Annotated in this window: 18 protein-coding genes and 1 pseudogene; 3 read left to right on the top strand and 16 right to left on the bottom strand. The window is 70.5% G+C overall.

The features are described 5' to 3' along the window. Window positions 1-32: 32 nt before the first annotated feature. The 13 genes from ASF28_RS19115 to ASF28_RS19180 form a co-directional block, all read right to left on the bottom strand. A complete protein-coding gene (locus ASF28_RS19115) occupies window positions 33-833 on the bottom strand; it encodes an energy transducer TonB family protein (protein WP_056096505.1) in 801 nt (266 codons plus the stop codon). After that, a complete protein-coding gene (gene exbD, locus ASF28_RS19120; RefSeq protein WP_056096507.1) occupies window positions 830-1,324 on the bottom strand; it encodes a TonB system transport protein ExbD in 495 nt (164 codons plus the stop codon). Before exbD ends, ASF28_RS19115 begins: the two co-directional genes overlap by 4 nt. Window positions 1,325-1,327: 3 nt before the next feature. Next, complete coding sequence (exbB, locus tag ASF28_RS19125) at window positions 1,328-2,314, bottom strand: tonB-system energizer ExbB (protein ID WP_157085656.1); 987 nt, start codon at window positions 2,312-2,314, stop codon at window positions 1,328-1,330. Continuing rightward, window positions 2,311-2,994 carry a Fe2+-dependent dioxygenase gene (locus ASF28_RS19130; RefSeq protein ID WP_056096510.1) on the bottom strand — a complete coding sequence of 228 codons (684 nt, stop codon included), beginning with the start codon at window positions 2,992-2,994 and terminating at the stop codon, window positions 2,311-2,313. Before ASF28_RS19130 ends, exbB begins: the two co-directional genes overlap by 4 nt. Window positions 2,995-2,997: 3 nt before the next feature. Then, window positions 2,998-5,436, bottom strand: a complete 2,439-nt coding sequence (locus tag ASF28_RS19135) for a TonB-dependent receptor (protein ID WP_056096512.1) — start codon at window positions 5,434-5,436, stop codon at window positions 2,998-3,000. Window positions 5,437-5,818: 382 nt separating this feature from the next. Beyond that, the gene (locus ASF28_RS19140) at window positions 5,819-6,058 is read right to left on the bottom strand and encodes a hypothetical protein (RefSeq protein WP_056096774.1); all 240 of its coding nucleotides are present in this window, start codon (window positions 6,056-6,058) and stop codon (window positions 5,819-5,821) included. A 273-nt stretch (window positions 6,059-6,331) separates the two neighbouring features. Then, entirely contained in the window at window positions 6,332-7,555 is a 1,224-nt protein-coding gene (locus ASF28_RS19145; protein WP_056096514.1) for an FAD-dependent monooxygenase, read from the bottom strand. 544 nt (window positions 7,556-8,099) lie between these two features. Further along, window positions 8,100-8,921: an oxidoreductase gene (locus tag ASF28_RS19150; RefSeq protein ID WP_056096517.1), complete on the bottom strand. Its 822-nt coding sequence runs from the start codon at window positions 8,919-8,921 to the stop codon at window positions 8,100-8,102. 259 nt (window positions 8,922-9,180) lie between these two features. Further along, a complete protein-coding gene (locus ASF28_RS19155) occupies window positions 9,181-10,587 on the bottom strand; it encodes an MATE family efflux transporter (protein WP_056096778.1) in 1,407 nt (468 codons plus the stop codon). Window positions 10,588-10,640: 53 nt separating this feature from the next. Beyond that, window positions 10,641-10,865 carry a hypothetical protein gene (locus tag ASF28_RS19160; RefSeq protein ID WP_056096520.1) on the bottom strand — a complete coding sequence of 75 codons (225 nt, stop codon included), beginning with the start codon at window positions 10,863-10,865 and terminating at the stop codon, window positions 10,641-10,643. A gap of 618 nt (window positions 10,866-11,483) precedes the next feature. Continuing rightward, window positions 11,484-12,026 (bottom strand): TetR family transcriptional regulator, encoded by a 543-nt coding sequence (locus ASF28_RS19170; protein WP_056096524.1) that lies wholly within the window; start codon window positions 12,024-12,026, stop codon window positions 11,484-11,486. A 216-nt stretch (window positions 12,027-12,242) separates the two neighbouring features. Next, window positions 12,243-15,350, bottom strand: coding sequence for an efflux RND transporter permease subunit (locus ASF28_RS19175; RefSeq protein ID WP_056096527.1), 3,108 nt, complete (start codon window positions 15,348-15,350; stop codon window positions 12,243-12,245). Then, complete coding sequence (locus ASF28_RS19180) at window positions 15,347-16,432, bottom strand: efflux RND transporter periplasmic adaptor subunit (protein ID WP_056096530.1); 1,086 nt, start codon at window positions 16,430-16,432, stop codon at window positions 15,347-15,349. Before ASF28_RS19180 ends, ASF28_RS19175 begins: the two co-directional genes overlap by 4 nt. Window positions 16,433-17,084: 652 nt before the next feature. Between ASF28_RS19180 and ASF28_RS19185 the strand changes: the two genes are divergently transcribed. From ASF28_RS19185 to ASF28_RS19195, 3 genes and pseudogenes are all read left to right on the top strand, one after another. Beyond that, complete coding sequence (locus tag ASF28_RS19185; RefSeq protein ID WP_082476675.1) at window positions 17,085-18,092, top strand: ABC transporter substrate-binding protein; 1,008 nt, start codon at window positions 17,085-17,087, stop codon at window positions 18,090-18,092. 5 nt (window positions 18,093-18,097) lie between these two features. Next, window positions 18,098-19,138 carry an LLM class flavin-dependent oxidoreductase gene (locus ASF28_RS19190; RefSeq protein ID WP_056096533.1) on the top strand — a complete coding sequence of 347 codons (1,041 nt, stop codon included), beginning with the start codon at window positions 18,098-18,100 and terminating at the stop codon, window positions 19,136-19,138. 98 nt (window positions 19,139-19,236) lie between these two features. Then, window positions 19,237-19,602 (top strand): annotated as a pseudogene (locus ASF28_RS19195) (c-type cytochrome); the annotation flags it as partial. 13 nt (window positions 19,603-19,615) lie between these two features. Here the strand turns inward: ASF28_RS19195 and ASF28_RS19200 are convergent. The 3 genes from ASF28_RS19200 to ASF28_RS19210 form a co-directional block, all read right to left on the bottom strand. After that, on the bottom strand, window positions 19,616-21,295 hold the full coding sequence (locus ASF28_RS19200) for an FAD-dependent oxidoreductase (RefSeq protein WP_056096535.1): 1,680 nt from the start codon (window positions 21,293-21,295) through the stop codon (window positions 19,616-19,618). A gap of 30 nt (window positions 21,296-21,325) precedes the next feature. Next, window positions 21,326-22,309 carry a helix-turn-helix domain-containing protein gene (locus tag ASF28_RS19205; protein ID WP_056096538.1) on the bottom strand — a complete coding sequence of 328 codons (984 nt, stop codon included), beginning with the start codon at window positions 22,307-22,309 and terminating at the stop codon, window positions 21,326-21,328. 155 nt (window positions 22,310-22,464) lie between these two features. Further along, entirely contained in the window at window positions 22,465-23,361 is an 897-nt protein-coding gene (locus ASF28_RS19210) for an AraC family transcriptional regulator (protein WP_056096541.1), read from the bottom strand. Window positions 23,362-23,437: the final 76 nt, after the last annotated feature.

Here is a 23,437-nt window from a genome sequence, read left to right on the forward strand (position 1 = left end):
GCAACGCGACTTTCGCGCTTGGCATCCCGCCTTCATCGGCGCGGCTTGGTTCGGAACACCACCGGCACCGTGAAGGTCAGGCCCTCGTCCGCCACGAGGGGCGGCGGAACCGGGACGGGGTCCGACCGACGCATCATGGTGAGCGCGGCCTGGTCGAGGGCCGGGTCGCCGGACCCCTTGAGCAGGACGGCGCTGACGACCCGTCCGGTTCGGTCGAGGACGAAGGTCAGGGTCGTCTCGCCGGTGGGATGCGTGGCGCCCGGCGGGTAGCGCTTGTGCCGGTCGAGATGGGCCAGGAGCTGCTTCTGCCAGGTGGTGCGGATGCGGCGCGCGCTCTCGCCGGTGCCGAGCACCGGGGCGACCGAGCGCTCCGCCTCTTTCATCACCTCGGAACTCGGCGCGGCGGCGGCCTCCGACGCCACGGATTCGAGGGATGCGGTGGCTTCCACCGCCTTCACTTTGACCTCCTCCTGCTCGGGCTTGCGCACGGAATCGGGGGCGACGACGCGGTCCGGGTCCTCGGTCTCCGTCGGCACCGCCTTCGGCAATTCCGTCGGATCGTCCACGGCCTTCTGCTGGACCACGGCGGGGGACGCCGCCGCATCCTCGGCCTCCGGCCCGGGGGGAAGATCGGTGGCCTCGCGGCGCGGGGCGGTCATCTCCAGGCCGATCTCGAGGGCATTCGCGCCGAGATCGGCGGACTCGTCCTCCCGGAACTGGCCGACCGCGAAGGCGACGCCGCCCGCGTGCAGGGCGAGCACGACGGCCACCGCGCCGAGCCAGACCAAGCGGTTGGCCGGCCTATCGTGCGGGGCGAGGTCTGGACCGCTCAAGGCTTCGCCCCGGCCGCCGGCCGTGGCCCCTCGGAGGCCGGTACGCCCTCCAGGGCCACCAGGGCGACCTTGAGGTAGCCGCCCGCGCGCAGCACCTCCAGCACGTCCATCATCTCGCCGTAGGGAACGGCCCGGTCGGCGCGCAGGAAGATGCGCCGCTCCTTGGAGAGACCGGCCTGGGAGGGGCTGGCCTGGGCGGGATCGGCCTGCGCGTCGAGGGTGCGCACGAGATCGACCCGCTTCACCGGCTCCTCGCCGATGGCCACGGCGAGGTCGGCCTTGATCGTCACGTAGGTCGGCTTGTCCGGCTTCTTCTGCGGTGTCGCCGTGGACGACGGCAGGTCGATGGGCAGATCCACGGTGGAGAGGGGGGCGGCCACCATGAAGATGATCAGGAGCACGAGGATCACGTCGATGAACGGCGTCACGTTGATCTCGTGCGCCTCGCCGAACTCGTCCTCGTCCTCGTCGTTGCCGAGCGCGATGCCCATGGCTCAACCCGCCGCGCGGAGCGGGGCGCCGTGGCGCGCCGGATCACCCGACCGCTCGCCGGCCGGGCGCTCGAGGTCGCGCGACAGCATCCGCAGGGCGGCCCCCGCGCCACGCTGGACGAGGTCGCCGTAGCCGCGCGTGGCCCGCGCGAAGTGGTTGTAGATGATGACCGCGGGAATCGCCGCCACGAGGCCGATGGCGGTCGCCAGGAGGGCCTCGGCGATGCCGGGCGCCACCACGGCGAGGTTGGTGGTCTGCGCCTTCGAGATGCCGATGAAGCTGTTCATGATCCCCCAGACGGTGCCGAACAGCCCGACGAAGGGCGAGATCGAGCCGATGGTGGCGAGCGCCCCCATGCCGCGCCGGGCCGAGCGCCCTTCCGCCTTGACGATCTCGGAGATGCGCGAGGCCGCACGCTCCTTGATGCCGTCCCGGTGCGCGTCCCGGTTCCCCTGCGACAGGCGAACCTCGTCGAGGCAGGCTGCGATGAACCGTTCGACCACGGAGCGGCGTCCGCTCAAGTCCCGCATCGCCTCCGCCAGGGTCCCGGCGCCGGCGATGCGGGCCAGCGCCCGGGACAGGCCGGCCCGGGCGAGGCCGAGTTCGACGGTCTTGGCGAGGAGGATCGTCCAGGTGAGCACGGAGGCGGCGGCCAGGCCGACCATGATCGCCTTCACCAGGATGTCGGCGTTGAGGAACATCGACCACGGCGAGAGGTCGTGCGTCACCGGCGCGGTGGTCTGGATCGCCGGCGCGGTGGTCTGGATAGCCGGCGCGGCCTCGGCCAGGGCCACCGGCCGTGCCGCCGGGGCCGCCGGGACCGCCGGGGCCGGGCTCGGTGCGGTCTGGACCACGGGCGCCACGGCCGGGCCCGGCTGTTGGGCATCCGCGAGCTGAGGCACCACGGCGACCAGCAGGGCGAGGCCCAGCGCCCGGCCGGGGCGGCCTCGCATGAGGGACGTGACGGACAGGGACTGCTTCACGATCATACCTCGGCCCAGGTCCGGATCAGGTTGTGGTAGATGCCCGTCAGCTTGACGATCTCGGCGTGGTCCCGGCCGAGGTCCGGCACCAGGGCCTGGATCGCGGTGTCGAGGTCGTAGATCAGGCTGCGGGCCTCGCCGCTGCGGATCATGCTCTGCAGCCAGAAGAACGAGGCCACCCGCGTGCCCCGCGTGACGGGGGTGACCATGTGGAGGCTGGAGGCCGGATAGAGCACGAGGTGCCCGGCCGGCAGCTTCACCTCCTGCGAGCCGTACTGGCCCTCCACGATGAGCTCGCCGCCGTCGTATTCCTCCGGTTCGGCGAGGAACAGCGTCACCGAGAGGTCGGTGCGGATGCGCAGGCCCGTCGCCGGGTCGCCCCGCACGGCGTTGTCCACGTGAATGCCGAAATGGTGGCCGGCGCCGTACCGGTTGAACAGCGGCGGGAAGATCTGCAGCGGGATCGCGGCCGAGACGAACAGCGGGTTGCCGAGCAGCGTCGAGACGATGCGCGCCCCGAGGCGGCGCGCGAGTTCGCCGTTGGGCGGCAGCTGCTCGTTGCGCTTGACCAGGGCGGACTGGGCGCCGGCCGTCGAGCGGCCGTCCTCCCATGCCGCGGCGTCCATGAGGCCGCGGATCTCCGCGACCTCCGCCTTGTCGAGAACGTCCGGGAGACAGATCAGCATCGCTCAGAACTTCGTCGAGGCGATGAGCGAGACCGTGCGCCCGGGGGCCACGAACACGAACGGTGCGGCGCTGCGGTAGAACGCGTCGTAGTACAGCCGGTCGAACACGTTGGCGACGTAGAGCTTCATCGTCAGGGTCTCGCTGACCTTCGCCTCCAGGAAGGCGTCGAAGCGCCAGTAGGACGGCAGGACGTTGGCATTGGCCGCCAGCGTGCCGCCGTAGATCCGGGAGTTGTTGATCGCCTGACCGCCGATCTCGAGGTACGGGGTCAGCTTGTACTTCGTCAGCAGGCTGAACGAGCGGTTGGCGATGTTGGCGATGCGGGCCCCGACCTGGGACGGGACGGCGGACTTCGTCACCTTGGTGTCCATGAGGACGTAGCCGGCAAAGACACTCCAGTCGTCGGTGATCTTGCCGGCGATCCCGAGGTCGATGCCCTCGACCTGATAGGCGGCGCCCGCCACGATGTTGGCCCCCACGACCTCGCGGGCGTTGTCCTTGGTGGTGCGGAACAGGGCCGCCGTCGCCAGGAGGTGGCGGTCGAACAGTTCGGCCTTGGTGCCGACTTCCGTCGAGGTGTTGAGCTCGGGTCCGAAGATCTGGTTCGTGGTCGCCGTCGGGCTCAGGCCGCCATAGGCCGCACCCGAGGCGTCGAGTTCCGCCCCGACGGGGTTCGACGAGGTGGCGTAGGCGCCGTAGAGGCTCCAGAACGGCAGCGGCTTCACCGTCAGGCCGCCATTGTAGTTCAGGAGCCCGGAATGGGCCTGGACCGAACCGCCCCGGTTCGACGAGGTGATGCTGTAATCGTCGAACCGCACGCCGCCGTTGAGGATCACGAGATCCTCGTAGTTCGCCGTCTCGATGAGGTAGCCGGCCTTGGTATCGACGGGGATCGTGGTCGGGTTTCCGAGGCGGGTCGGCCGGCTGGAGAACGGCAGGAGGTTGGGCGGATACAGGATGTTGACGCCCGAGAGCCGGCCGGTGGTCGCCGCCGAGCCGCCGAACAGCTCGGATTGCAGGCCCGTATAGGCATCGAAGCTGACCACCTCGCGGCTGAACTCGGCGCCCGCCACGGCCGTGTGCCGGATCGGGCCGGTGTCGAAGCGGAGTGTCGCGTCCGAGACGTTGGCGACGACGTCGGCGGTCTGGTAGCGGCTCTGCGGATTGAGGTTGACGGTGGTGCCGAACAGGTTGCCGGAGTTCGGGATCACCGGCCCCTCGGGCAGGGTGCCGACGTAATCGAGCACCGAATGCGCGGCCCGGAAGCGGTTGCTGAGGGTGATGTCCTCCGTCGGGCTCCATTCGGCCGTCAGCGTGCCGGTGTCCTGCTGGGTGCGCTGGAAGTCGCGGTTGACGAACCCGTAATACGTGTTGCGCGGGACGATGGTCTCGGTGAACGGGCGCCGGTTCAGCACGTTGAACGGCACGCCGAAATCGGGCAGCCCGTTCAGGTCGGTGTGGAAGTAGTTCGCCGTGAACTTGAGGGTATCGGTGGGCTTCAGCGTCATGGCCACGGCCGCACCGGCGCGATCGTCGAACACGTAGTTGCGGCCGGCGACGTTGGCTTCCTGGAACAGGCCGTTGACGCGGATGGCGAAGGCCGGGCTGATCACCTGGTTGACGTCGACGGTGACGCGCTTGGTGTTGTCGCTGCCGATTTGGCCGTCGGTCTTGTAGAAGTCCTGGAACCCGGCCTGCTTGGTGACGATGTTGACCGCGCCGCCCGCGGTGCCGCGACCGGCGAAGGACGAGGCCGGCCCGCGCAGGATCTCGACCTGCTCGGTGAAGAAGTTCTCTCGGATGCTCACCGACGGATCGCGGATGCCGTCGACGAAGACGTCGTTGCGCGCATCGAAGCCGCGGATGAAGAACCGGTCGCCGAAGGCGTTGCCGCCCTCGCCCGTGCCGAGGGTGACGCCGGCGGTGCTGCGGGCGATCTCGCGAAAACTCGTGGCGTTCTTGTCGGCCAGGATCTCCTTCGTCAGCACCGTCACGGTCTTCGGCGTGTTGAGCAGCGGCTCGGTGAACCGGTTCGAGGCCAGGCGATCGGCCTTGTAGGGGGCGGCCGGATCTCCGTACGGATTCCCGTCCGCCGCCCGGGCGAAGGTCGGCAGGCCGGTGCCCGCGGCGCTGGCGGCGGCGGGGGCGGCGACGGGCGGGGCGGCGACCCGGCGGGTGCGCACCACCTGGCGCAGGGCGGTGCGAGCCCGGACCTGGGCGACGCTGGGCCTGGGCGCCGGAGGGCGGGGCCGGGCGACCGGTGCATCGACGGTCACGGCCGGGAGAGCCGAGGCCGGAGCCCCTTGAGCCTGGGCGCCCCCGATCGAGCCGGCGGCAATGACACAGGCCAGCGTGACAGTCTTGGCCTGATCCTGACCGACCCCCGACTCCCGGAGCGCTAGATTACGGAGGGATCGAGGGGCTTTGACCTGCGCATGCATCGTCTAGTTCCTGATGCGGAGCTCAAGTCGATGAACTCTGAACGCACCTGGACCCCCAAGCATCCGCGCACCTGCCCGGTCAACGACTATATCTTAGAACCATAATAAGATAATGAAAGTCGAATTCAGCTTGGTGCAACTTGGGCGGGCGCTCCAGATCGGAGCACGAATTTACTCGAATAAGAACAATCCTAAAGATAGCGGAAAACAATGCGCCTGTTGGACCTTAGCGGTTGTGTGGACGTGCCGACGCGGCAGAGCCCGGTCGCTCGGGGAGCCCGCGGGAGGATCGTTGCGCAAATACATCAATCCCCAATGAACCCGGTATGCAGGGGATTAGATCGGCGTTTCCGACGTGCGCGCTCCCTCGACTGACCCAGGCTCAATCGCCGCTCGGCGGCTTCAGCAGGGAGAACAATTCGTCCACCGTGCTGAGGGCGGTGGCACGGACGTCGGCGGCATCGCCTCCCCCCGCAATCCGGACGCCCGCCACCACGGCACGCACCTCGTCGCGGAATCCCGTGAGGAAGCCGACCGGATCACGCTTGTCGCTCGCGACCTGGGCGATCAGGCCGGTGATCAGAATTTGAAGGGCGATCACGCGCCCGTTCAACTCATCCATTGCGATCTTCTTCCCGTTCATCAGGTCTCGATCAGGGTGCCATTACCTGATCCGACAAAGAGCAGCCAACTGCCGAATTGACAGGTTTCGGAGAGAACCGAGATCGCTCCGCCCGCTGATGTGAAAGCGGAATTCTCATGCGTGGACGGTTCGAGACCGATCGGACGGCAATGTCCGCGCATCCGGATTTGTCCTCGCAAGCCGACCGGCGGTCGACGGGACGAACCGGCCTCCAGCTGCGCAGCTCCCCACGGGTTGGACTGAGTCAGACGGTCAGGGGCTGTCGCCCCTATCCTGTCGAGCGACGGCAGGCGCTGGGTACCCGGAGAGGTCCGGCTCCTTGGATCGGCCGGTGGAGAACCGGGAGGCCAGACGGCGGATGCCGGGCCGGCTCGCGATCCGAAGCACGCCGTGGAGGACACCGATACCCAGCCGGCTCCGCGGGTTCATGATCTTCGGCGCAATCTTCGGTACACCCTGCCCATCCTCGACCATCGGACGCATGGCACGCTCGTAGGCAGCGAAGGCCGGGGCGACGTCGTCGTGTCGCGCCAGTTCGGCCGCCAGGACGTAGGCGCCCGTGATGGCCAGCGTCGTGCCGATGCCCGCCAGCGGCGTGGCGCACCAGGCTGCGTCACCGGTCACCGCGACACGCCCGCCGGACCATCGCGTCATCCTCACTTGGCGAAGGGCGTCGAAATAGAAGTCCGTGGTGGTTTCCATGCCGGCGAGGACCCGGTCCGCCTGCCAACCGGCATCGGCGAAGCGCTCCCGCAGGAATCGCTTCTGCCGGACCGCATCCCAGTCCTGCTCGCCGCCGGGGGGCTGCCGTAGGGACAGCATCGCGCGGGTCGTGCCGTGCCTGTCGGGACGCAGGGAGATGCTGCGTCCGCCCGGTGCATTGAACCACCGCCACATCCGGTCGTCGTCGGAGGTCCGGGGGATGGTGAAGTACGCGATGGTCAGATCCATCCAACGCGGATCGTTCGCGCCGGGGAACACCAGCTCGCGGGTCGTCGAGCCCACGCCCTCGGCGATGAGGACGGCATCGTAGCGTTCGACCGTGCCGCCCGCGAAGGTCACCGTCGCGGCGTCGGCCGCCTCGTCGATCCGGATGACATGATCGCCGAAACGGTAGATCGCGTGCTCCCGGGCCGGATCGTAGAGGAGCCGCGCCAGGTCGCCTCTGAGGATCTCCATCTCCGCGGTCGGACCGTCGCCGAGGCTGGCATCCATGGCGAACCGCGCGACCGCCCGGCCGCGCCCGTCGACCCAGGCAGTGCCCTCTTCGCCGGTGCCCTGGTCGAGCGCCGCGCGTTCCAGACCCATGCGGCGCAGCACCTCGCGCCCGACCCCGCGGACGTCGATGTTCTGTCCTCCGTCTCGGAAACCGGATGCGCGCTCGACGACGGTGACGTCGAAGCCGTGGCGTCCAAGCCACCAGGCCAGGGTGTTGCCGGCCACGCTGGCGCCGGTGATCAGGATACGACGGCTCATTGAGAGGGGCTCCGGGCTATGCGACACGCTGGGTCCGGGTGTCCTCGGTCCGGGTGTCCTGGGTCCGGGTGTCCTGGGTCCGGGTGTCCTGGGTCCGGGTCTCATTGTCCCACCGATGCCCGATTCACCGCCCGTGAACGGATGCGGGCTAGATCCGCGATCAAATGCTGCTTTCGAGGAGCGGGACTCCGTGGATCCCCTGCCCTGCGAGCGTTCGGCTGTAGCCCGAAGCGAAGACCACCGGCATGGCGGTGGCAGATCTCCCGCGCCCTGTCGATGCCGTTCATCCCCCCATCCGACGATGCCGGCGACGGCCCTGCGTTGGAACGGCCCCGTGCAGGCGTCGTGCCCTTGGTCGAGGACCCGCCCGCCGGACGGACGCTTCGTTTGACGAACCCGAGGACATCCCATGATCGTCGAACCGGAATCGCACGCCCCGGCCGCCCTGCGCGCGGGCACCGCCCTCCCGTCGGCCGCGCCCGCCTGGGCTCGGCGAACGCCATCGACCGCGCTCCGTCCGCCGCCCGGGGCCGTAGGGTGATCCTCAGGAGAGCCGGGGAAGGCCCATCTGCTTTCGGAAGCTCTTGTCGAAGGCCTTGGCCGGCACGAAACGCCGCAGCAGGCTGACCTGCCGCGCCACCGGTCCGGCGGCGTAGCGGCGCCTGGGGGTCGCCGCGGTCGCGGCCGTCACCACGACCTTCGCCACGACCTCGGGGGTGTCGGCGGTCGTCATGACCTCGCGCAGGAACCGGTCCCGCCCGGCGCGCTCGGTTTCGTAGATGCCCAACGGCGTGTCGGACCGGACCAGGTTCCGGTCGAAGGCCGTGCGGGTGAAGGCGGGTTCGACGAGCACCACCCGGATGCCCTGGCCGCGGATCTCGTGATCCAGCGACTCGGAGTAGCCTTCGACCGCATGCTTGCTCGCGCCGTACAGCGCCATGTAGGGCGCGGGGATCAGCCCCTGAACCGAGCTGATGTTGATGATGCGACCGCCCTTCTGCGACCGCATGATCGGCAGGACGGCGCGGATCGTGCGGACGACGCCGAACAGGTTGACGTCGAACATCGCCTGGGCCTGCTCGACCGAGGATTCCTCGGCGGCGCCGCTGATGCCGAAGCCGGCGTTGTTGACCAGCAGGTCGATGCGCCCCGCCTCGCCGAACACCGTCTCGATCATCCCGGCGACCGAGGCGTCGTCGGTCACGTCGCAGGTCAGCATCCTGAGGTCGGGGCCGGCATCCGGCACGGGTTTCCGGCTCGTGCCGTAGACGCGGTAGCCGGCGACCCGCAGGGCCTGCGCCGTCGCCTTTCCGATGCCGGACGCCGCCCCGGTGACGATGGCGGTCTTGATGGACGTGTGGCTCACGATGCTCTCCTTCGACGCGGCATCCCACCGGCCGGCCCGTGCTTTTAAATTACGATCATCATTTTAAAATGCAAGGCTCGATGGGTGGGACGCGGCACGCAACGCGGTTCCCGGGGGCAAAGCGGTTCCCGGGGAACGAGCGCGGCGTCACCCGTCCCGAAGGAAGAGCCCGCGTCGTCGCACACGGGCAAGGGGGCACACGGGCAAGGGGGCACACGGGCAAGGACGCGGATCGGCGAGAATGCCCGGCGGCGCAGGGTCAGGGGAGCGGGTTTGCGGCGGGCGCGAGGGGGGTGGGGACCGGGGACGAACCACGGGCGGGATCGACCGGGATCAACCGGCCGGTGGCGAAGGCGGCCGCGTTGACGAGGCCCATGGCGACGAACCCGGCCGCGAGGGCGGCGAACATGCCCGAGAGGCCGAACCCGAGCGCCGCCGCGAGCCGGGCGCCGCCCAGCGCCACCCCCATCCGAAGCAGGCTGGCGGCGAGGGGCCAGCCGACGCGGCCGGCGCCCTGGGCGGCGAAGTAGAGGGCCAGCCCGAAGCCGAAGAACCCGTAGAACGGACCGACGACGCGCAGGTAGAGGGAGCCGGTGGCGAGCATCGCCGGGTCGTCCCCGAACAGGCCGAGCCACGCGGCGGGGTGCAAGGCGGCGCCGAGCCCGATGATCTCCGTCAGGACGCCCGCCACGACGGCACCGGTCAGCGCGGCCCGGCGGGCGCGGGCATGGTCGCCGGCGCCCAGGGCCGTGCCGACGAGTGCGGCGATGGGCGATCCGAGGCCGAACACCAGGGGGACCAGGAGGTATTCGAGGCGCGCGCCGGTCCCGTATCCGGCGACGGCCGCCGGTCCCGCCGCCCCGACGAAGCCGGTGGCGGCGATGACCGTGACGTTCGAGGTCATGCTGGCGATGCCCGAGAGGGCACCGATGCGAAGGATCTCCCGTGACGGCGCCCATGTCGGTGGGGGCAGGCTCCGGCTCGGCCGCAGGACGCCGCGTCCGGACCACAGGTACGCGGCGAAGACCGCCGAGCCGACGGCGTAGTAGGCCACGAACGCGACGCCGCCGCCGATGATTCCGAGGGCGGGGAGCGGTCCCCATCCGAAGATCAGCGCGAGCGAGAGCGGAATCAGCACGATGGCCCCGACGCAGGTGACGACAGCCGGAAGCGCCATGTTGCCGGTTCCCCGGATCACCGCCGAGAGCGCGTTGAACAGCCAGACGAGGATCGCCCCGCCGAAGACGACGGTCGCGTAGGCGGTCGCGGCCTTAAGTGATCCGCCGGTCCCGCCCATCGCGGCGTAGAGGGACGGCCCCAGGGTCAGGGCGAGGACGCTGGTAACGGCCCCGAGCCCGACGCCGAGGGCCGCCGCATGCCATGCCAGCAGCCCGGCCTCCGCCTGCCGTCCGGCACCGAGGGTACGCGAGACCGCCGACTGGATGCCGCCGCCGATGCCGCCGGCGGAGAGCATCTGGACGAGCATCACCACCGGGAAGACGAGGGCCATGCCGGCCAGGGCATCGGTGCCGAGTCCGGCGACGAAGTACGTCTCGATCAGGCCGATGGAGGTCTGAACCATCATCACGAGGATGTTCGGTGCCGCCATCCTGGCCAGGGTCGGCATGAGCGGCGCATCGAGAAGGCGGCGCGTGCGGACGTCCATGCCGGGGCGTCCGCCATCCGCACGGTCGGTCGCCATCGTTACGAGCGCCATCGTCACGACCGCCATGACGGCGGTGCCGCGACCGACGCGGGGACCCCGCGCGGCGGCGGCCCGGCATGGACGCGCAACGCCGCGATCTCCGCTTCCAGACGCGCGATGCGCCCGTCGCGGATCTCCCCCCCGGTCACGGAAAGGGCCTCCTCCATCTCCCCGAGCCGATCCCAGAGGCGGCGCCAGCGTGCCGGGGAGAGCAGGTTGCGAACCGTGGATTCGGACATGGTCTTCTTGCCTCTCGGACGTGTTTCCGGATCGCGTGCGCGGGGGGCTCAGGAAGTCCTGAACCAATCGGAGATGTCCCAGGCCAGGCCGACCTTCCTCACGGCGGCCTCCCCGGGGGGGTCGGCCGGAGGGGATGCCGGAGCGGGGGAAGCCGCGGCCCGGGTTCGGTTCGCGTCCGCGGCGACGCCTTCGGCCACCGGCGTCTCGTCATGGTGCTGGTTCGCGCTGATCATCGCGGCCTGACTTTCCTCGTAGACCGGTCGTAGCCGGGCCGGCGGCCGGTGCCATAAAGATTACGATCAACATCTATTACGGCCTGGGGAAGGCGTCAACCCGGCTTGTGCCGGATCGCAGGGGTCAGCCTCCGGACACGGAAAGCATCGCTCTCGCCCTCGGGCATCCGCCCGATGACCATGCCCGCATCGGCCCGGACGAAGCCGTTCGACGGGGGGACCTCGATGGGGGGACGATCGGTCCGACGCGGTTCAGCCCCGCCCCGTCGGAATCGGCGAGGCCGAGAATCGGGGGCAGGACGCCGCTTCGGAGTGCCATCACCGTGAGGGTCGCCTCAAGCGATGACGGCGGCCTGGAAAATGCGCCCCGCGGTGTCCTCGGCGTCAGGACGCGACGGAGGCATGCGCCGCCTGGAGGAGATCGTTCGCCAACGCTTCGTCGTTGACCGCCCGTGCCAGGACGACGGCACCGACGAGGGTCGACAGCGCCGCGAGGGATTTCTGCCGACGGCGCTCCCGCGATGCCTTCGGCGTCAGGTTGGCCAGGATGGAGGCCAGGCGCTCGACACCGTGGGTGAACCGGGTCCGGACGGGGCTGCCCGGCGCTTCCCGCGAGACGTCGTTGGCCAGGGCCGCGAGGGGACACCCCTTGCCGGGTGCCTGGACGTGCCCGAGGGACAGGTAGTTCGCCAGGATGGTGTCCACGTCCCCGCGCCGGTCCTCGCCGAGCGCGGCGTCGAACGCCTCGGCGGCGAGGGCGTCCTTGTTGGCGAACTGCCCGTAGAAGCCGCCATGGGTCAGGCCGGCGGAGGCCATGATGTCGGCGACGCCGACGCCGTGGAGCCCGCGCTCGCGGAACAGGGCCGCCGCGACCTCGACGACGCGCTGACGGTTGAGCCTTGCCTGCTCCTGCGAAACTCGCGGCATTCCCTGATCCTCAAATACGACGTCTCATATAAATGCATCGTGTCATCTAAAGAAGGGCTGCCCCCGGCCTTCCATGTCAGGTGCGCCGTCAACGACAATCGACCGGCCTGCGCGAGGGGGCAGGAGCGCAGACCGGCCGTCGTACCGCGGCCCGGCATCCGGGCGCGCGATCCCCGGATGCCCCGGGGACCGGGGCATGAATGGGTTCGAATCGCCTCAGGACTTGGCCGGAACCGGCATCCGGCCGGCATCCGCCAGGACGGCGTCCGCTTTCGGCGCCCGTGCGACCCGGAACCACAGGGCGTAGAGCGCCGGCAGGAACAGCAGGGTCAGGAGGGTGCCGACGCCGACGCCGCCGATGAGGACGTAGGCCAGAGCCCCCCAGAACACCGAGTGGGTGAGCGGGATGAAGGCCAGCATCGCGGCCGCCGCGGTCAGGATCACGGGTCGGGCCCGCCGCACCGTCGACTCGACGATGGCGTCGTAATCCGACAGGCCGGAGGCGCGGTCGTGATGGATCTGGTCCACCAGGATCAGGGTGTTGCGCATGAGGATGCCCGACAGGGCAATCAGCCCGAGGATCGCGTTGAAACCGAAGGGCTGGTGGAAGAGCAGCAGGGTCGGCGCGGCCCCGACGAGGCCCAGCGGCGCGGTGGCGAACACCATGAACATGGTCGTGAACGAGCGGACCTGGATCATGATGACGGTCAGCGTCACGATCAGCATGATCGGGAACACCGCCACCAGGGACATCATCGCCTTCTCGCTCTCCTCCACGGCACCGGCCGTGTCGATGCGGTAGCCCGGCGGCAGCTTCGCCTTGATCGGGTCGAGCAGGGGGAAGACCTGGGCGTGGACGTCCGGCGGCTGACGGCCGTCGAGGACGTCACCCTGCACCCGGATGTAGGTCTCGCGGTTGTAGCGCTTGAGCACCGCGTCCTCGCTGCGGCTCTCCAGGCGTGCGACCTGGGACACCGGGACCTGGCGCCCGTACTTCGTCGCCAGGGTGAGATCGCCGATCTCGCCCAGGGACCGCCGCTCCGGGCCGGGGCTGCGCAGCAGCACGTCGACGGAGCGCAAAGTCTCGCGGACCTGGGTCGCGGGCGTCCCGTTGAGGTAGCTCTGAAGCTGCTGCCCGGCCTCCTTCGGGGTCAGGCCGATCAGGCGCAGGCGTTCCTGGTCGAGGGCGAGATGGAGGGTCGGGGTCCTGTCGCCCCAGTCGAGGTGGACGAGGCGCATGTTGGCGTTGGCCGCCATGACGTCCCGGACATCCGCCGCGATGCCGCGGATGACGTCGAGATCGGGGCCGACGACGCGGAAGGCGACGGGAAACCGGATCGGCGGGCCGAACACGATCTGGAGCACGCGGACCCGCGCCTCCGGGAAGCGGCCCGCGTCGACGAGTTTCCGCACCTTGCCCCGCAGGGCGTCGCGGGCATGGGCGTCGGCCGTCTGCACCACGATCTGCGCGAAGGCCGGGTCGGGCAGCTCGGGATCGAACGAGAGCACGAAGCGCGGCATGCCCTGGCCGACGTAGCTCGTGATCTCTTGCGCCTCGGGCAGGTCGCGCACGGCGGCCTCGACGCGTCTGACGCTGGCCTCCGTGGTGGCGAAAGCCGAGCCCGCCGGCAGGGTCACCTCGACGATGAGCTCGGCCCGTTCCGAGTTCGGGAAGAACTGCTGCTCGACGCGGCCCATGGCGACCACGGCGCCGGCGAACAGGGCCACGATGATGCCGGCGGCCATCCACTTGTGGTCGACGGACATCCGCACGACGCGGCGCAGGCGCTCGTAGTTCTTCGTGGCGTAGATCGCGTCGTGGCCGCCTTCGACCTTCTTGATGTTCGGCAGCAGCTTGACGCCGAGATACGGCGTGAACGTTACGGCCACGATCCAGGAAATGATCAGCGAGAACGACACCACCCAGAAGATGTTGCCGGCATACTCACCGGCGGTTGAGGCGGCAAAGCCGACGGGGAGGAAGCCCGCGATGGTCACCAGCGTGCCGGTGAGCATGGGCGCGGCCGTGGCGCTCCAGGCATGGGTCGCCGCCTCGATGCGGTCGGCACCCTCCTCCATCCGCACCACCATCATCTCGATGGCGATGATGGCGTCGTCGACGAGCAGCCCGAGGGAGATGATGAGGGCGCCGAGTGTGATGCGGTCGAAGTCGCGGCCGGTGATCATCATCACCACGAACACCGCCGACAGGGTGAGCGGCACGGCGAGGGCCACGACGATGCCGACCCGGAAGCCGAGGGCCACGAGGGACACGAAGATCACGACGCCGAGTGCCGTGAAGAACTTGACCATGAACTCGTGGATGGCGTCGTCGATGACCTTGGCCTGATCGGTGATCTTGGTGAACGAGAGGCCGGCGGGCGTCTCGTGGTGGATCGCCACCTCCTGGGCGTTGAGGGCCTCGCCGAGCTTGAGGCCGTTGAATCCGGGCTTCATCACCAGGCCGAGCATCAGGGCCGGCTCGCCGTCGTTGCGGATCGCGAAGGACTTGGGGTCCTCGTAGCCGCGCTTGATTTCGGCGATGTCGCCGAGCTTGAGGCTGCGGTCGCCGGCCGCCACCGGCAGGTTGCGGATCGCGTCGAGGCCGTCGATGGCGCCATCGAGGCGGAGATAGACGCGGGGTCCCGCCGCCTCGACGAAGCCGGCCGGCGTGACGTCGTTCTGGTTGGCCAGCGACTGCAGCAGTTGCTGGCCGGTGACGCCGAGCGTGGCGAGGCGCTGGTACGAGATCTCGACGAAGATCTTCTGGGCCTGCTCGCCCAGGATGTTGATCTTCTCGACGCCGGCCACGCGGAGCAGGCGCTGCCGAAGGTCTTCGGCCCGCGTCACGAGGTGGCGGTGCGGCAACCCCTTGGCCTGGAGGGCGTAGAGGGCGAAGTAGATGTCCGAGAACTCGTCGTTGAACAGCGGCCCCATCACCCCGCGCGGCAGCCCGGAGGCCTGATCGGACAGTTTCTTGCGCGCCTGGTAGAACTCCGCCTGAAGTTTGGCCGGCGGCATGTTGTCCTTGAAGATGACCTTCATCAGCATGAGGCCGGGCCGGACCGTGGTCTCGACGCGGTCGTAGTAGACGAGCTCCTGCAGGCGCTTCTCCAGGGGGTCGGCGACCTGCCGTTGCATCTCCTCCGCGGTCGCCCCCGGCCACGCGGCCGAGACTGCCATCACCTTCACGGTGAAGGCCGGGTCCTCGGCACGGCCGAGCTTCTGGAAGGCGAAGAACCCGGCGCCGGTGAGGGCGAGGAGCAGGAACAGCGTGACGGCCCGCTCGCGGACCGCCAGGGCGGAGAGGTTGAAGCCGGTCACCGGGCGACTCCCGTCATGCCGGGGGGCGCCTGCCGCACGGTCTGGCCGGCCTTGAGGAGGTGGGCGCCGAGGGCGACGATGCGCTCGCCGGGGCTGAGGCCCGATGCGACCTCCGCGCTTTCCTCGGACAGGCGGGCGATGGCGACGGGCTGTGCCGTGACGGTGCCGGTGGCCGTGTCGAACTTCCAGACCGCGGAGCCGCCCCCTGTGTCGAACAGGGCGGCCAGGGGCACCTCGACCGCCGCGGCGCGGCCGGCGTCGGCGGCCTTGAGCCGAAGCGTCACGGTCGCGCCGAGGGGCGCGTCCTCGCCGCCTCCCGAGAGGATGTAGCGCGCCCGATAGGTCCGGGTCGCCGGATCGGCGGTGGCCGACAACTCGCGCAGGCGCGCCGGATAGGTCGCCTCGCCCTCGGCATAGAGCGTCGCCGAGGCCGCGCCCTGCGCCAGGCGCCGGCTCGCCTCGGGCAGGAAGACTTCCGCCTCGCGCGATCCGTCGCGGGCGAGCTTGACCACGGTCTGTCCGGCGGCGACCACCTGCCCGGGCTCGGACGGCACCTCCATCACCACGCCGTCGGCATCGGCCTGGAGTTCGGAATAGCCGGCCTGGTTCGAGACCTGGCTCGCCTGGGCCTCGGCGTTGGCGAACTGGGCGATGGCCGCGTCCGCCGCGGCCTTGTTCTGGTCGTAGGTCTGCTTCGAGGTCCAGCCGTCGCCGACGAGCTTGCGGCTGCGCTCCTCGTCGGCCTTGGTCCGGATCATCTGCGCGCGGGCGGCCTCGACGGAGGCCCGCGCCCCCGTGAACGCCAGGGTGAAGTCGGTCCGGTCGAGGCGCATCAGCGGCTGGCCGCGCTTCACCCGGTCGCCCGGATCGACCAGGCGCTCGAAGATCTTGCCGCCGACGCGGAAGCCGAGGTTGCTCTCCGTGCGGGCCCGGACGACCCCGGTGTAGCGCGACACCCCGCCCGTCCCGGCGGCGACCGCGACGGTCTGGACCAGCGGCGGCTCCGGGGTCACGGCGGTCTCGGCCGGCGAGCATGCCGCCAAAGCCAATCCCGTGAGGCTGAGCACCCATCTCGCATCCATTGCCCGTCTCCCAACGACTAACCGAAAATTAAAATGTTGAATATCATCTATTAAGAGGCTGGCGCTGCGTCAATGGCCGTGATCCCCTGCCCCTACGGGACCCGTCGAGGCGCCATGCCGCGTCTGGCACGAGGGACGGAGGCAGGGGGCTTGCTCATTATGGGTGTAGATATAAATTGACAGTTAAATCTATTTTTTGGGGCTTTGAGAAGTCGCCGAGGTCCGGCTGCCTGGCTCCGGCGACTCCGCCGGGCGGTGCCGTCCAGGGCGAACGCTGCATGTCCGAATGACGCTTCAAGATCATCCGACCGTCAGGCGTTTTCGCGAACTGGAGCGGGCGGGTGCGATCAGGGAGCGCCGGCCGTTCGGCGCCGAGGGGCTCAGGGCGCTTGCCCTGGCAAGGCATCGGAAGTCCATAAGCCCGAGGCTTTGGAGAAATCCTGATCTTCAGCTGGCGCAGCGATGAAAACATTCGTTTTCAAAGAGACCAAAATACAAAAAACCCTTTCCTTGCGAAATCTTGATCGGCCCCTGTAAACCAGGGGCACGGGATCGTGATCGGGCGGCGGAGCGGCCGGCGATCGGGGCCGTGCCTTTCGTCGGGCGTCCCCCGGCCATGCCCGGCGCGAGGCGACCAATCCGGAGACCATCGATGACCGACGACACGCCGCGCGGGGCAGCCCCCTCGCGCCGGACGATCCTGCGCGCCGGTTTCGGCGCTGCCGCGATCCTGCCCGTGGGCGCGATCCTGCCCCTGGGGATACCCGCGGTCCACGCCGCCGAGCGCACCGTCCGCCTGAGCTACCAGCGCTCCTCGACCCTGCTCACGGTCCTGAAGGCCAAGGGCACCCTCGACGAGCGCCTGAAGCCCCTGGGGTTCGCGCCGTCCTGGCACCTCTTCACCAGCGTGCTCGAGCCGATGAACGCCGGGGCCGTCGACCTCCATGCGGACGTCGCCGATGCGGTCCCGATCTTCACCCAGTCCGCCGAGGCGCCCCTGACGTTCTACGCCCGCGAGGTCGGTGCCCCCTCGGCCGAGGCCATCATCGTCCCGGCGGAGTCGCCGATCCGCACCATCGCCGACCTCCGGGGCCGCACGGTCGGCGTCTCGCGCGGCTCCGGCTGCCACTTCATCCTGGCGGCGGCGCTGAAGAACGCCGGCCTGACCTTCGCCGACATCAAGCCGGCCTACCTCCAGGCGCCGGAGGGGCTCGCTGCCTTCGGCCAGGGCAGCCTCGATGCCTGGGTGATCTGGGACCCGTTCCTCGCCATCGCGCAGGCCAAGCGCCCCGTGCGGGTGCTCGCCGACGCCACCGGCCTGTCGAGCTACCACCGCTACTACCTCGCCAACGACCGCTTCGTGGCCGAGAACCCGCGCGTGGTCGCCGTGGTCTACGACGCCCTGCAGGACGCCGGCCGCTGGGTGAAGGCGGAGCCCGACGCGGCCGTGGCCCTCCTCGCGCCGATCTGGGGCGACCTCGCCCCGGACATCGTCGCCACGGTGAACCGGCGCCGGACCTACGCGGTGACACCGGTGGTTCGCGCCGAACTCGGCGAGCAGCAGGCCATCGCCGATACCTTCCACGAGGCCAAGCTGATCCCGCGCAAGCTCGACGCGACGGCGGTGAAGATCTGGCAGCCCGCCCCCGAGCGAGGTTGAGGTGGATGACGAACGCACCGCGCTTCGGGATCTGGGCCGCCGTCCACGGCGCGCGCGCCGCCCATCACGATCCGGACGAGCCGGACGACGCCAGCTGGGACCGCAACCGCGCCCTCGTGCTGGAGGCCGAGGCCCTCGGCTTCGACGCCGTCCTCGTCGCCCAGCACACGGCCAACCCCTACGACGACGGGCGCGACCAGCTCGAAGCCTGGACGGCGTCGGCGGCGCTTGCGGCGCTCACCCGACGCATCGAGATCATCGCGGCGATCAAGCCGGGGCTCTACCACCCCGTGGTGCTGGCCAAGATGGCCCTGCAGATCGAGCACATCGCGCGCGGGCGCTTCGCCCTCAACCTCGTGAATGCCTGGAACCGGGCCGAGTTCGAGCGGGCCGGCCTGCCGTTTCCGGCCCATGACGCGCGCTACGCCTACGGCGCCGAGTGGATCGGCCTCGTCGACCGGCTGATGCGGGGCGAGCGCGTTACCCATGCGGGCCGGCACTTCCGGGTCGAGGACTATCAGCTGCGCCCGGCCGGGACGTTTCGGACGCGGCCGACCATCTACCTCGGCGGCGAATCCGAGCCGGCCCGGGCGCTGGCGGCGGAGCGGGCCGACGTCTGGTTCATCAACGGGCAGCCGCTGGACGACGTCGCCGCCCTGATCGCCGACGTCGCCGCCCGGCCCGCCCCCGCGCCCCTGCGCTACGGCCTCTCGGCCTTCGTCATCGCGCGGGAGACGGACGCGGCGGCGCAGATCGAGCACGCCCGCCTGCTGGCCCTGGCGGATCGCGACGCGGCGCTGCGGGCGGACACGCGGGCCCGCACGGACACGGCGAGCGTGATGTTCGCCAAGACCGATGCGGCCGCCACCCGCCACGTCGGGACGAATGGCGGGACGGCCGCCGGGCTCGTCGGCAGCTACGACACAGTCGCGGCCCGCATCCGCGACTTCCACGCGGCCGGCATCGACCTGTTCATGCTGCAGTTCCAACCGTTCGAGGCCGAGATGCGGCGCTTCGCCGAGCAGATCCTGCCCCGGGTGCGCTGACGATCAGGGGCGGGCGACGAACCCGGTGGTGGGCGGCCATGCGGGTTAGAGTTTTGCGGCTTCGTCTGTTCAGACCGCTCGCCTGCCTCGCCCTGACCGGCGCGGCCCTGTTCGACGCCCGCTGCGCCGGCTGCCACGGCGCCGGGGGCGAGGGCGCGGCGGCCGACGCCCTCGTGGGCGGGCGGGGCTCGCTGGCGACGCCAAAGCCGGTGCAGACGGTGGGTAGCTACTGGCCCTACGCCACCACCCTGTTCGACTACATCCGCCGCACCATGCCCTACGACGCGCCGCAATCTCTCGGCCCGGACGAGACCTACACCCTCAGCGCCTACATCCTCAGCCGCAACGGCCTCCTGCCCGACGATGCGGTGCTGGATGCCGGCACCCTGGCGGGGGTCCGGATGCCGAACCGGGACGGTTTCACCGCCGACGCCCGCCCGGACGTCCCGGCGGCCGGGCGCTGATCCGGGCTGCGCCTCAGCTCAGGGCGGGATGGAGGAACCGGTGGATCGTCTGCACCACCACCGATCCCTCGCCGACGCCCGATGCGACACGCTTCACCGAGCCCGAGCGGACGTCCCCCACGGCGTAGATGCCGGGCGTCGTCGTCGCGAAGGGCGACGGTAGGGCACGGCCCCCGGCGTCCACCCCGGTCAGGACGAAGCCGTTGGCATCGAGCTGCAGGCAGCCGGACAGCCACTCGGTGTTGGGCGCGGCCCCGATCATCACGAACAGGGCGCCGATGCCCCGCGCCGCGGCGAGGCCGGTTCGCCCGTCGCGCCAGGTCACGGTTCGCAGGAAGGCGTCGCCGTCGAGCCCCGTGACCTCCGTGAACGGATGCACCGTGACCCGGTTCGAGGTCGTGATCCGCCGGACGAGGTAATCCGACATCGTCGCGGCGAGGCCGGGGCCGCGGACCAGGATGTGGACGTGGCTCGCCGTACCGGAGAGGAACATGGCGGCCTGTCCGGCGGAGTTGCCGCCGCCCACGACCACCACCTCCTGATGCTCGCACAGGCGGGCCTCCATGCCCGTCGCGGCGTAGTAGATGCCCTGGCCCTCGAACCGATCGTAGTTGTCGAGGTCGAGCTTGCGGTAGCGGGCGCCGGTGGCGACCACCAGGGCCCGCGCCCGCACGGACCCGCCGTCCTCCAGGGCGATCCGGTAGGGCCGGGCATCGCAGTGAAGCCCGCTCGCCGCCCGCGAGATGGCGAGGCGGGCGCCGAACTTCTGGGCCTGGACCTGGGCCCGTCCGGCGAGGGCTTGGCCGGAGATGCCCGTGGGGAAGCCGAGATAGTTCTCGATCTTCGACGACGTCCCCGCCTGGCCGCCCGGCGCCTCCTGCTCGATGACGATGGTCGAGAGGCCCTCGGACGCCGCATAGACCGCCGCCGCGAGGCCGGCCGGGCCCGCCCCCACCACCGCGAGGTCGAACACCGTCGCGGCATCGATGGGTTCGGTCAGGCCGAGGCGGTCGGCCAGCGCCCAGGTCGTCGGGTTGGAGAGGACGACCCCGCCGGGCGCGATGACGGCGGGAAGGCGATGGGCGTCGAGGGCGTAGCGCCGGAGCAGGCCGGCCGCCTCGGGATCGCGGTCGGTGGCGACAACGCGGAGGGGGTAGCCGTTGCGCGTGAGGAAGCGTTGGAGGCGCAGGGTCTCGGCGCAATGGCTGGAGCCCAGCAGCGTCACCCCGCCATGGCCGTGCCGGATGAACCCGACGCGGCGCAGGATGAAGGCCCGCATCACGATCTCGGCGATGTCGGGTTCGGCGGCCATCATCCGGCGGAACTCGCCCCGGGGCATCCGGATCAGCCGGGTATCGGCGCAGGCCTGACTGCTGACGAGGGATTCGCGCCCGTTAAGGAAGTTGGTCTCCCCGACGAACTGTCCGGCCTGATGGGTGGTCAGGACGTGGCGCTCCCCGTTCGGCCCCTCGTCGAAGGTCTCCACGGCGCCGTCGAGGACGAGGACGAAGTCAGCCGCGCGGTCGCCGCGCCGATACAGGAACGCGCCGGCGGGGATCGTCGCCTCGGTGCCGTAGGCGGCCACGCGCGCGACGAGGTCGGGGCCGAGAACCGGGAACGTCTGCGCCTCGCGCCGGTACGGGTCGGTCGGATCGAGGGCGGACGCGCCGGCGTCCGGTTCGGGCTCACGCATCGCTGGTCCCCCTGTTTCGACGATCCCGCATCAGAACGCGTCTTCCCGGATGGGCATTCGTTGGTCCAGCTCGGCCATCCGGCGCCAGCGGCCCGGGCTGATGTCCGCCTCGCGGGCGAAGACGCGGGTGAAGTGGCTCTGATCGGCAAAGCCGCAGGCCAGGGCGATCTCGGCCAGGGAGCGATCCTGCGCCCGCATCATCACCTTGGCACGGGCCACGCGCTGGCGCACCAGCCAGACATGCGGGGAGGTGCCGACGGATCGGCGGAACGCGCGGGTGAAGTGGCTCACGGACAGGCCGCACTCCGCCGCCACCGCCGGGAGGTTCGGCGCATCGCCGAGTCCGGCGCGGATGCGCTCCTGCGCCCGGCGCAGCTGCCAGGGCGCCAGGCCGCCACGGGTCGGCGCGGCGGCGCATCCCGGATCCGCGTGGACGCCGAGGAGGTGGGCCGCCAGGGCGCGGGCGAGCTGGACGCGGAAGATGGCGGCCCCGCGATCCGGCCGGTCGAGGGTGGCGACGGCGCTGGCCACGAGGTCGTGGATGGTGGGATCGACCAGGATGCTTCCGTGCACGGGTCTCAGGGCCTCCATCGGGTCGAGGTCGGCGAGCCCCATGCTGTCGGCGACCTCGCCCAGGACCGTGCTGGACAGCCAGATCTGGACGGTGCCGGCGCGGTCCCGGGGCACCGACAGGGCGCGGATGTCGAGCAGGGTCACCGCGCTGGTGCAGATGCGTTCGGGTGCCGCGTGGGACACGCCGCCCGGACGGCGTTCCAGGGGGATTTGCAGCACCAGCCCGTCGCGCGGCAGGACGAATTGGGAGCCCCGGTCCATCGAATCCGTCGCCCGCCAATCCACGAAGGCGATCCCGTCGGCCCGCTCGTCCGGCCGCAGTCCCGCGGGTCCGGAGGGCCGGCCGACGGTTCGGGCCGGGGCCGCCCCGGTGCCCCGCGGGCCGGGTGGCCGCCGGATCGGGGGCGTCGGGGCTATGGGCACGATGACGTCGCGCTGCATGGTGGGACTCTCCGCACGAACCTCCGCAGGGATGAACCCTGCGGGTCGGGGCGCCTTCGGTCTTTCGCGGGCCTGCTCGGCCGTGTCGCGATCCTGCGCATCCGCCGAGTCGGACCTCTCCCGCCATGTCGGAGGCGGGCGCCCCGGCGATCCCGTCAGGGCGCGCGGTGCCGGTACGCCCCGGGCGTGCAGCCGACGACCCGCTTGAACGCCGTGCCGAAGGCGGCCTGGCTCGAGAAGCCGGATGTGAGCGCCACCTCGAACAGGGACATCCTGCGTTCGCTCAGAAGCCGACGCGCCCGCTCGAGCCGCGCGCCGCTGACGTAGGTGCAGGGGGTCTTTCCCGTGACCCGCTTGAACAGGCGGGCGAAGTGGAACGGGCTCAGGCAGGCGATGGCGGCGAGCTCGGTCACGCCGAGGTCGCGGTGCAGGTTGTCGTGGATGAAGTCGATGGCCCGCCGGATGCGCTCCGGGCAGTCGCGGTCGCCGCAGAACGGGTCGTCTGCCTCCGGGCGGTCGTGGCCGTAGGCCTGCGCGACCCGCGCCGTGAGCGCCAGGGCGGCGGCTTCCACCATCATCCGCCCCGCCGAGCTCTCGCGGGTCAGCTCGCCCAGGATCGACAGGCCGATCTGCCGGATCAGCGGGTCCTGCACGTCGGCGAGATAGCGCACCGCGTCGGCCCGGATCCGGGCGTCGCCGTAGAGGCTGGCGAGGGCGGAGAAGCGCTCGGCCGGCAGATAGATGTGCAGCACCTCCGCCAGGGGCGCGGAGATGTTGATGTCGTCCTCGCCGACCCCGACGGGACACAGCCAGATGGTTCCGGCCTCGACGGCCGTGCGCTGGCGGATTCCGTCGCCCTTGCGGCTCACATGGGCGCCCGGGATGCTCCTTGTCGCGAGCGTGATCTCCATCTGGGCCGGGACGATGGCGGGCAGATCGCCGGCCGGATGGGCGCGCAGCTCGGCCGCGACGCCCTGCCAGTTGCGTCCGCCCGAGGAGGCGAGGAGTCCGGCCTGGGGGAACTTGTGCGCGCCGTGCCGATGCAGATCCATGCGCGCATCGTGCAAGCCGGGTGCCGGAGACGCCATTATACAGGTGTATCGCAGACCGGCCTTCGCCTGCGCGATA

Origin of the sequence: Methylobacterium sp. Leaf99 (genome assembly GCF_001422375.1) — a bacterium.
GTDB lineage: Bacteria > Pseudomonadota > Alphaproteobacteria > Rhizobiales > Beijerinckiaceae > Methylobacterium.

Bases quoted from the DNA above. Each gene is read 5' to 3' on its own strand.
- ASF28_RS19200 (WP_056096535.1), bottom strand. From the start codon at position 21,295: ATGCGTGAGCCCGAACCGGACGCCGGCGCGTCCGCCCTCGATCCGACC.
- ASF28_RS19205 (WP_056096538.1), bottom strand. From the start codon at position 22,309: ATGCAGCGCGACGTCATCGTGCCCATAGCCCCGACGCCCCCGATCCGG.
- exbB (WP_157085656.1), bottom strand. From the start codon at position 2,314: ATGATCGTGAAGCAGTCCCTGTCCGTCACGTCCCTCATGCGAGGCCGC.
- ASF28_RS19170 (WP_056096524.1), bottom strand. From the start codon at position 12,026: ATGCCGCGAGTTTCGCAGGAGCAGGCAAGGCTCAACCGTCAGCGCGTC.
- ASF28_RS19210 (WP_056096541.1), bottom strand. From the start codon at position 23,361: ATGGATCTGCATCGGCACGGCGCGCACAAGTTCCCCCAGGCCGGACTC.
- ASF28_RS19145 (WP_056096514.1), bottom strand. From the start codon at position 7,555: ATGAGCCGTCGTATCCTGATCACCGGCGCCAGCGTGGCCGGCAACACC.
- ASF28_RS19160 (WP_056096520.1), bottom strand. From the start codon at position 10,865: ATGTCCGAATCCACGGTTCGCAACCTGCTCTCCCCGGCACGCTGGCGC.
- ASF28_RS19155 (WP_056096778.1), bottom strand. From the start codon at position 10,587: ATGGACGTCCGCACGCGCCGCCTTCTCGATGCGCCGCTCATGCCGACC.
- ASF28_RS19130 (WP_056096510.1), bottom strand. From the start codon at position 2,994: ATGCTGATCTGTCTCCCGGACGTTCTCGACAAGGCGGAGGTCGCGGAG.
- ASF28_RS19190 (WP_056096533.1), top strand. From the start codon at position 18,098: ATGACGAACGCACCGCGCTTCGGGATCTGGGCCGCCGTCCACGGCGCG.
- ASF28_RS19180 (WP_056096530.1), bottom strand. From the start codon at position 16,432: ATGGATGCGAGATGGGTGCTCAGCCTCACGGGATTGGCTTTGGCGGCA.
- ASF28_RS19185 (WP_082476675.1), top strand. From the start codon at position 17,085: ATGACCGACGACACGCCGCGCGGGGCAGCCCCCTCGCGCCGGACGATC.
- exbD (WP_056096507.1), bottom strand. From the start codon at position 1,324: ATGGGCATCGCGCTCGGCAACGACGAGGACGAGGACGAGTTCGGCGAG.
- ASF28_RS19140 (WP_056096774.1), bottom strand. From the start codon at position 6,058: ATGGATGAGTTGAACGGGCGCGTGATCGCCCTTCAAATTCTGATCACC.
- ASF28_RS19135 (WP_056096512.1), bottom strand. From the start codon at position 5,436: ATGCATGCGCAGGTCAAAGCCCCTCGATCCCTCCGTAATCTAGCGCTC.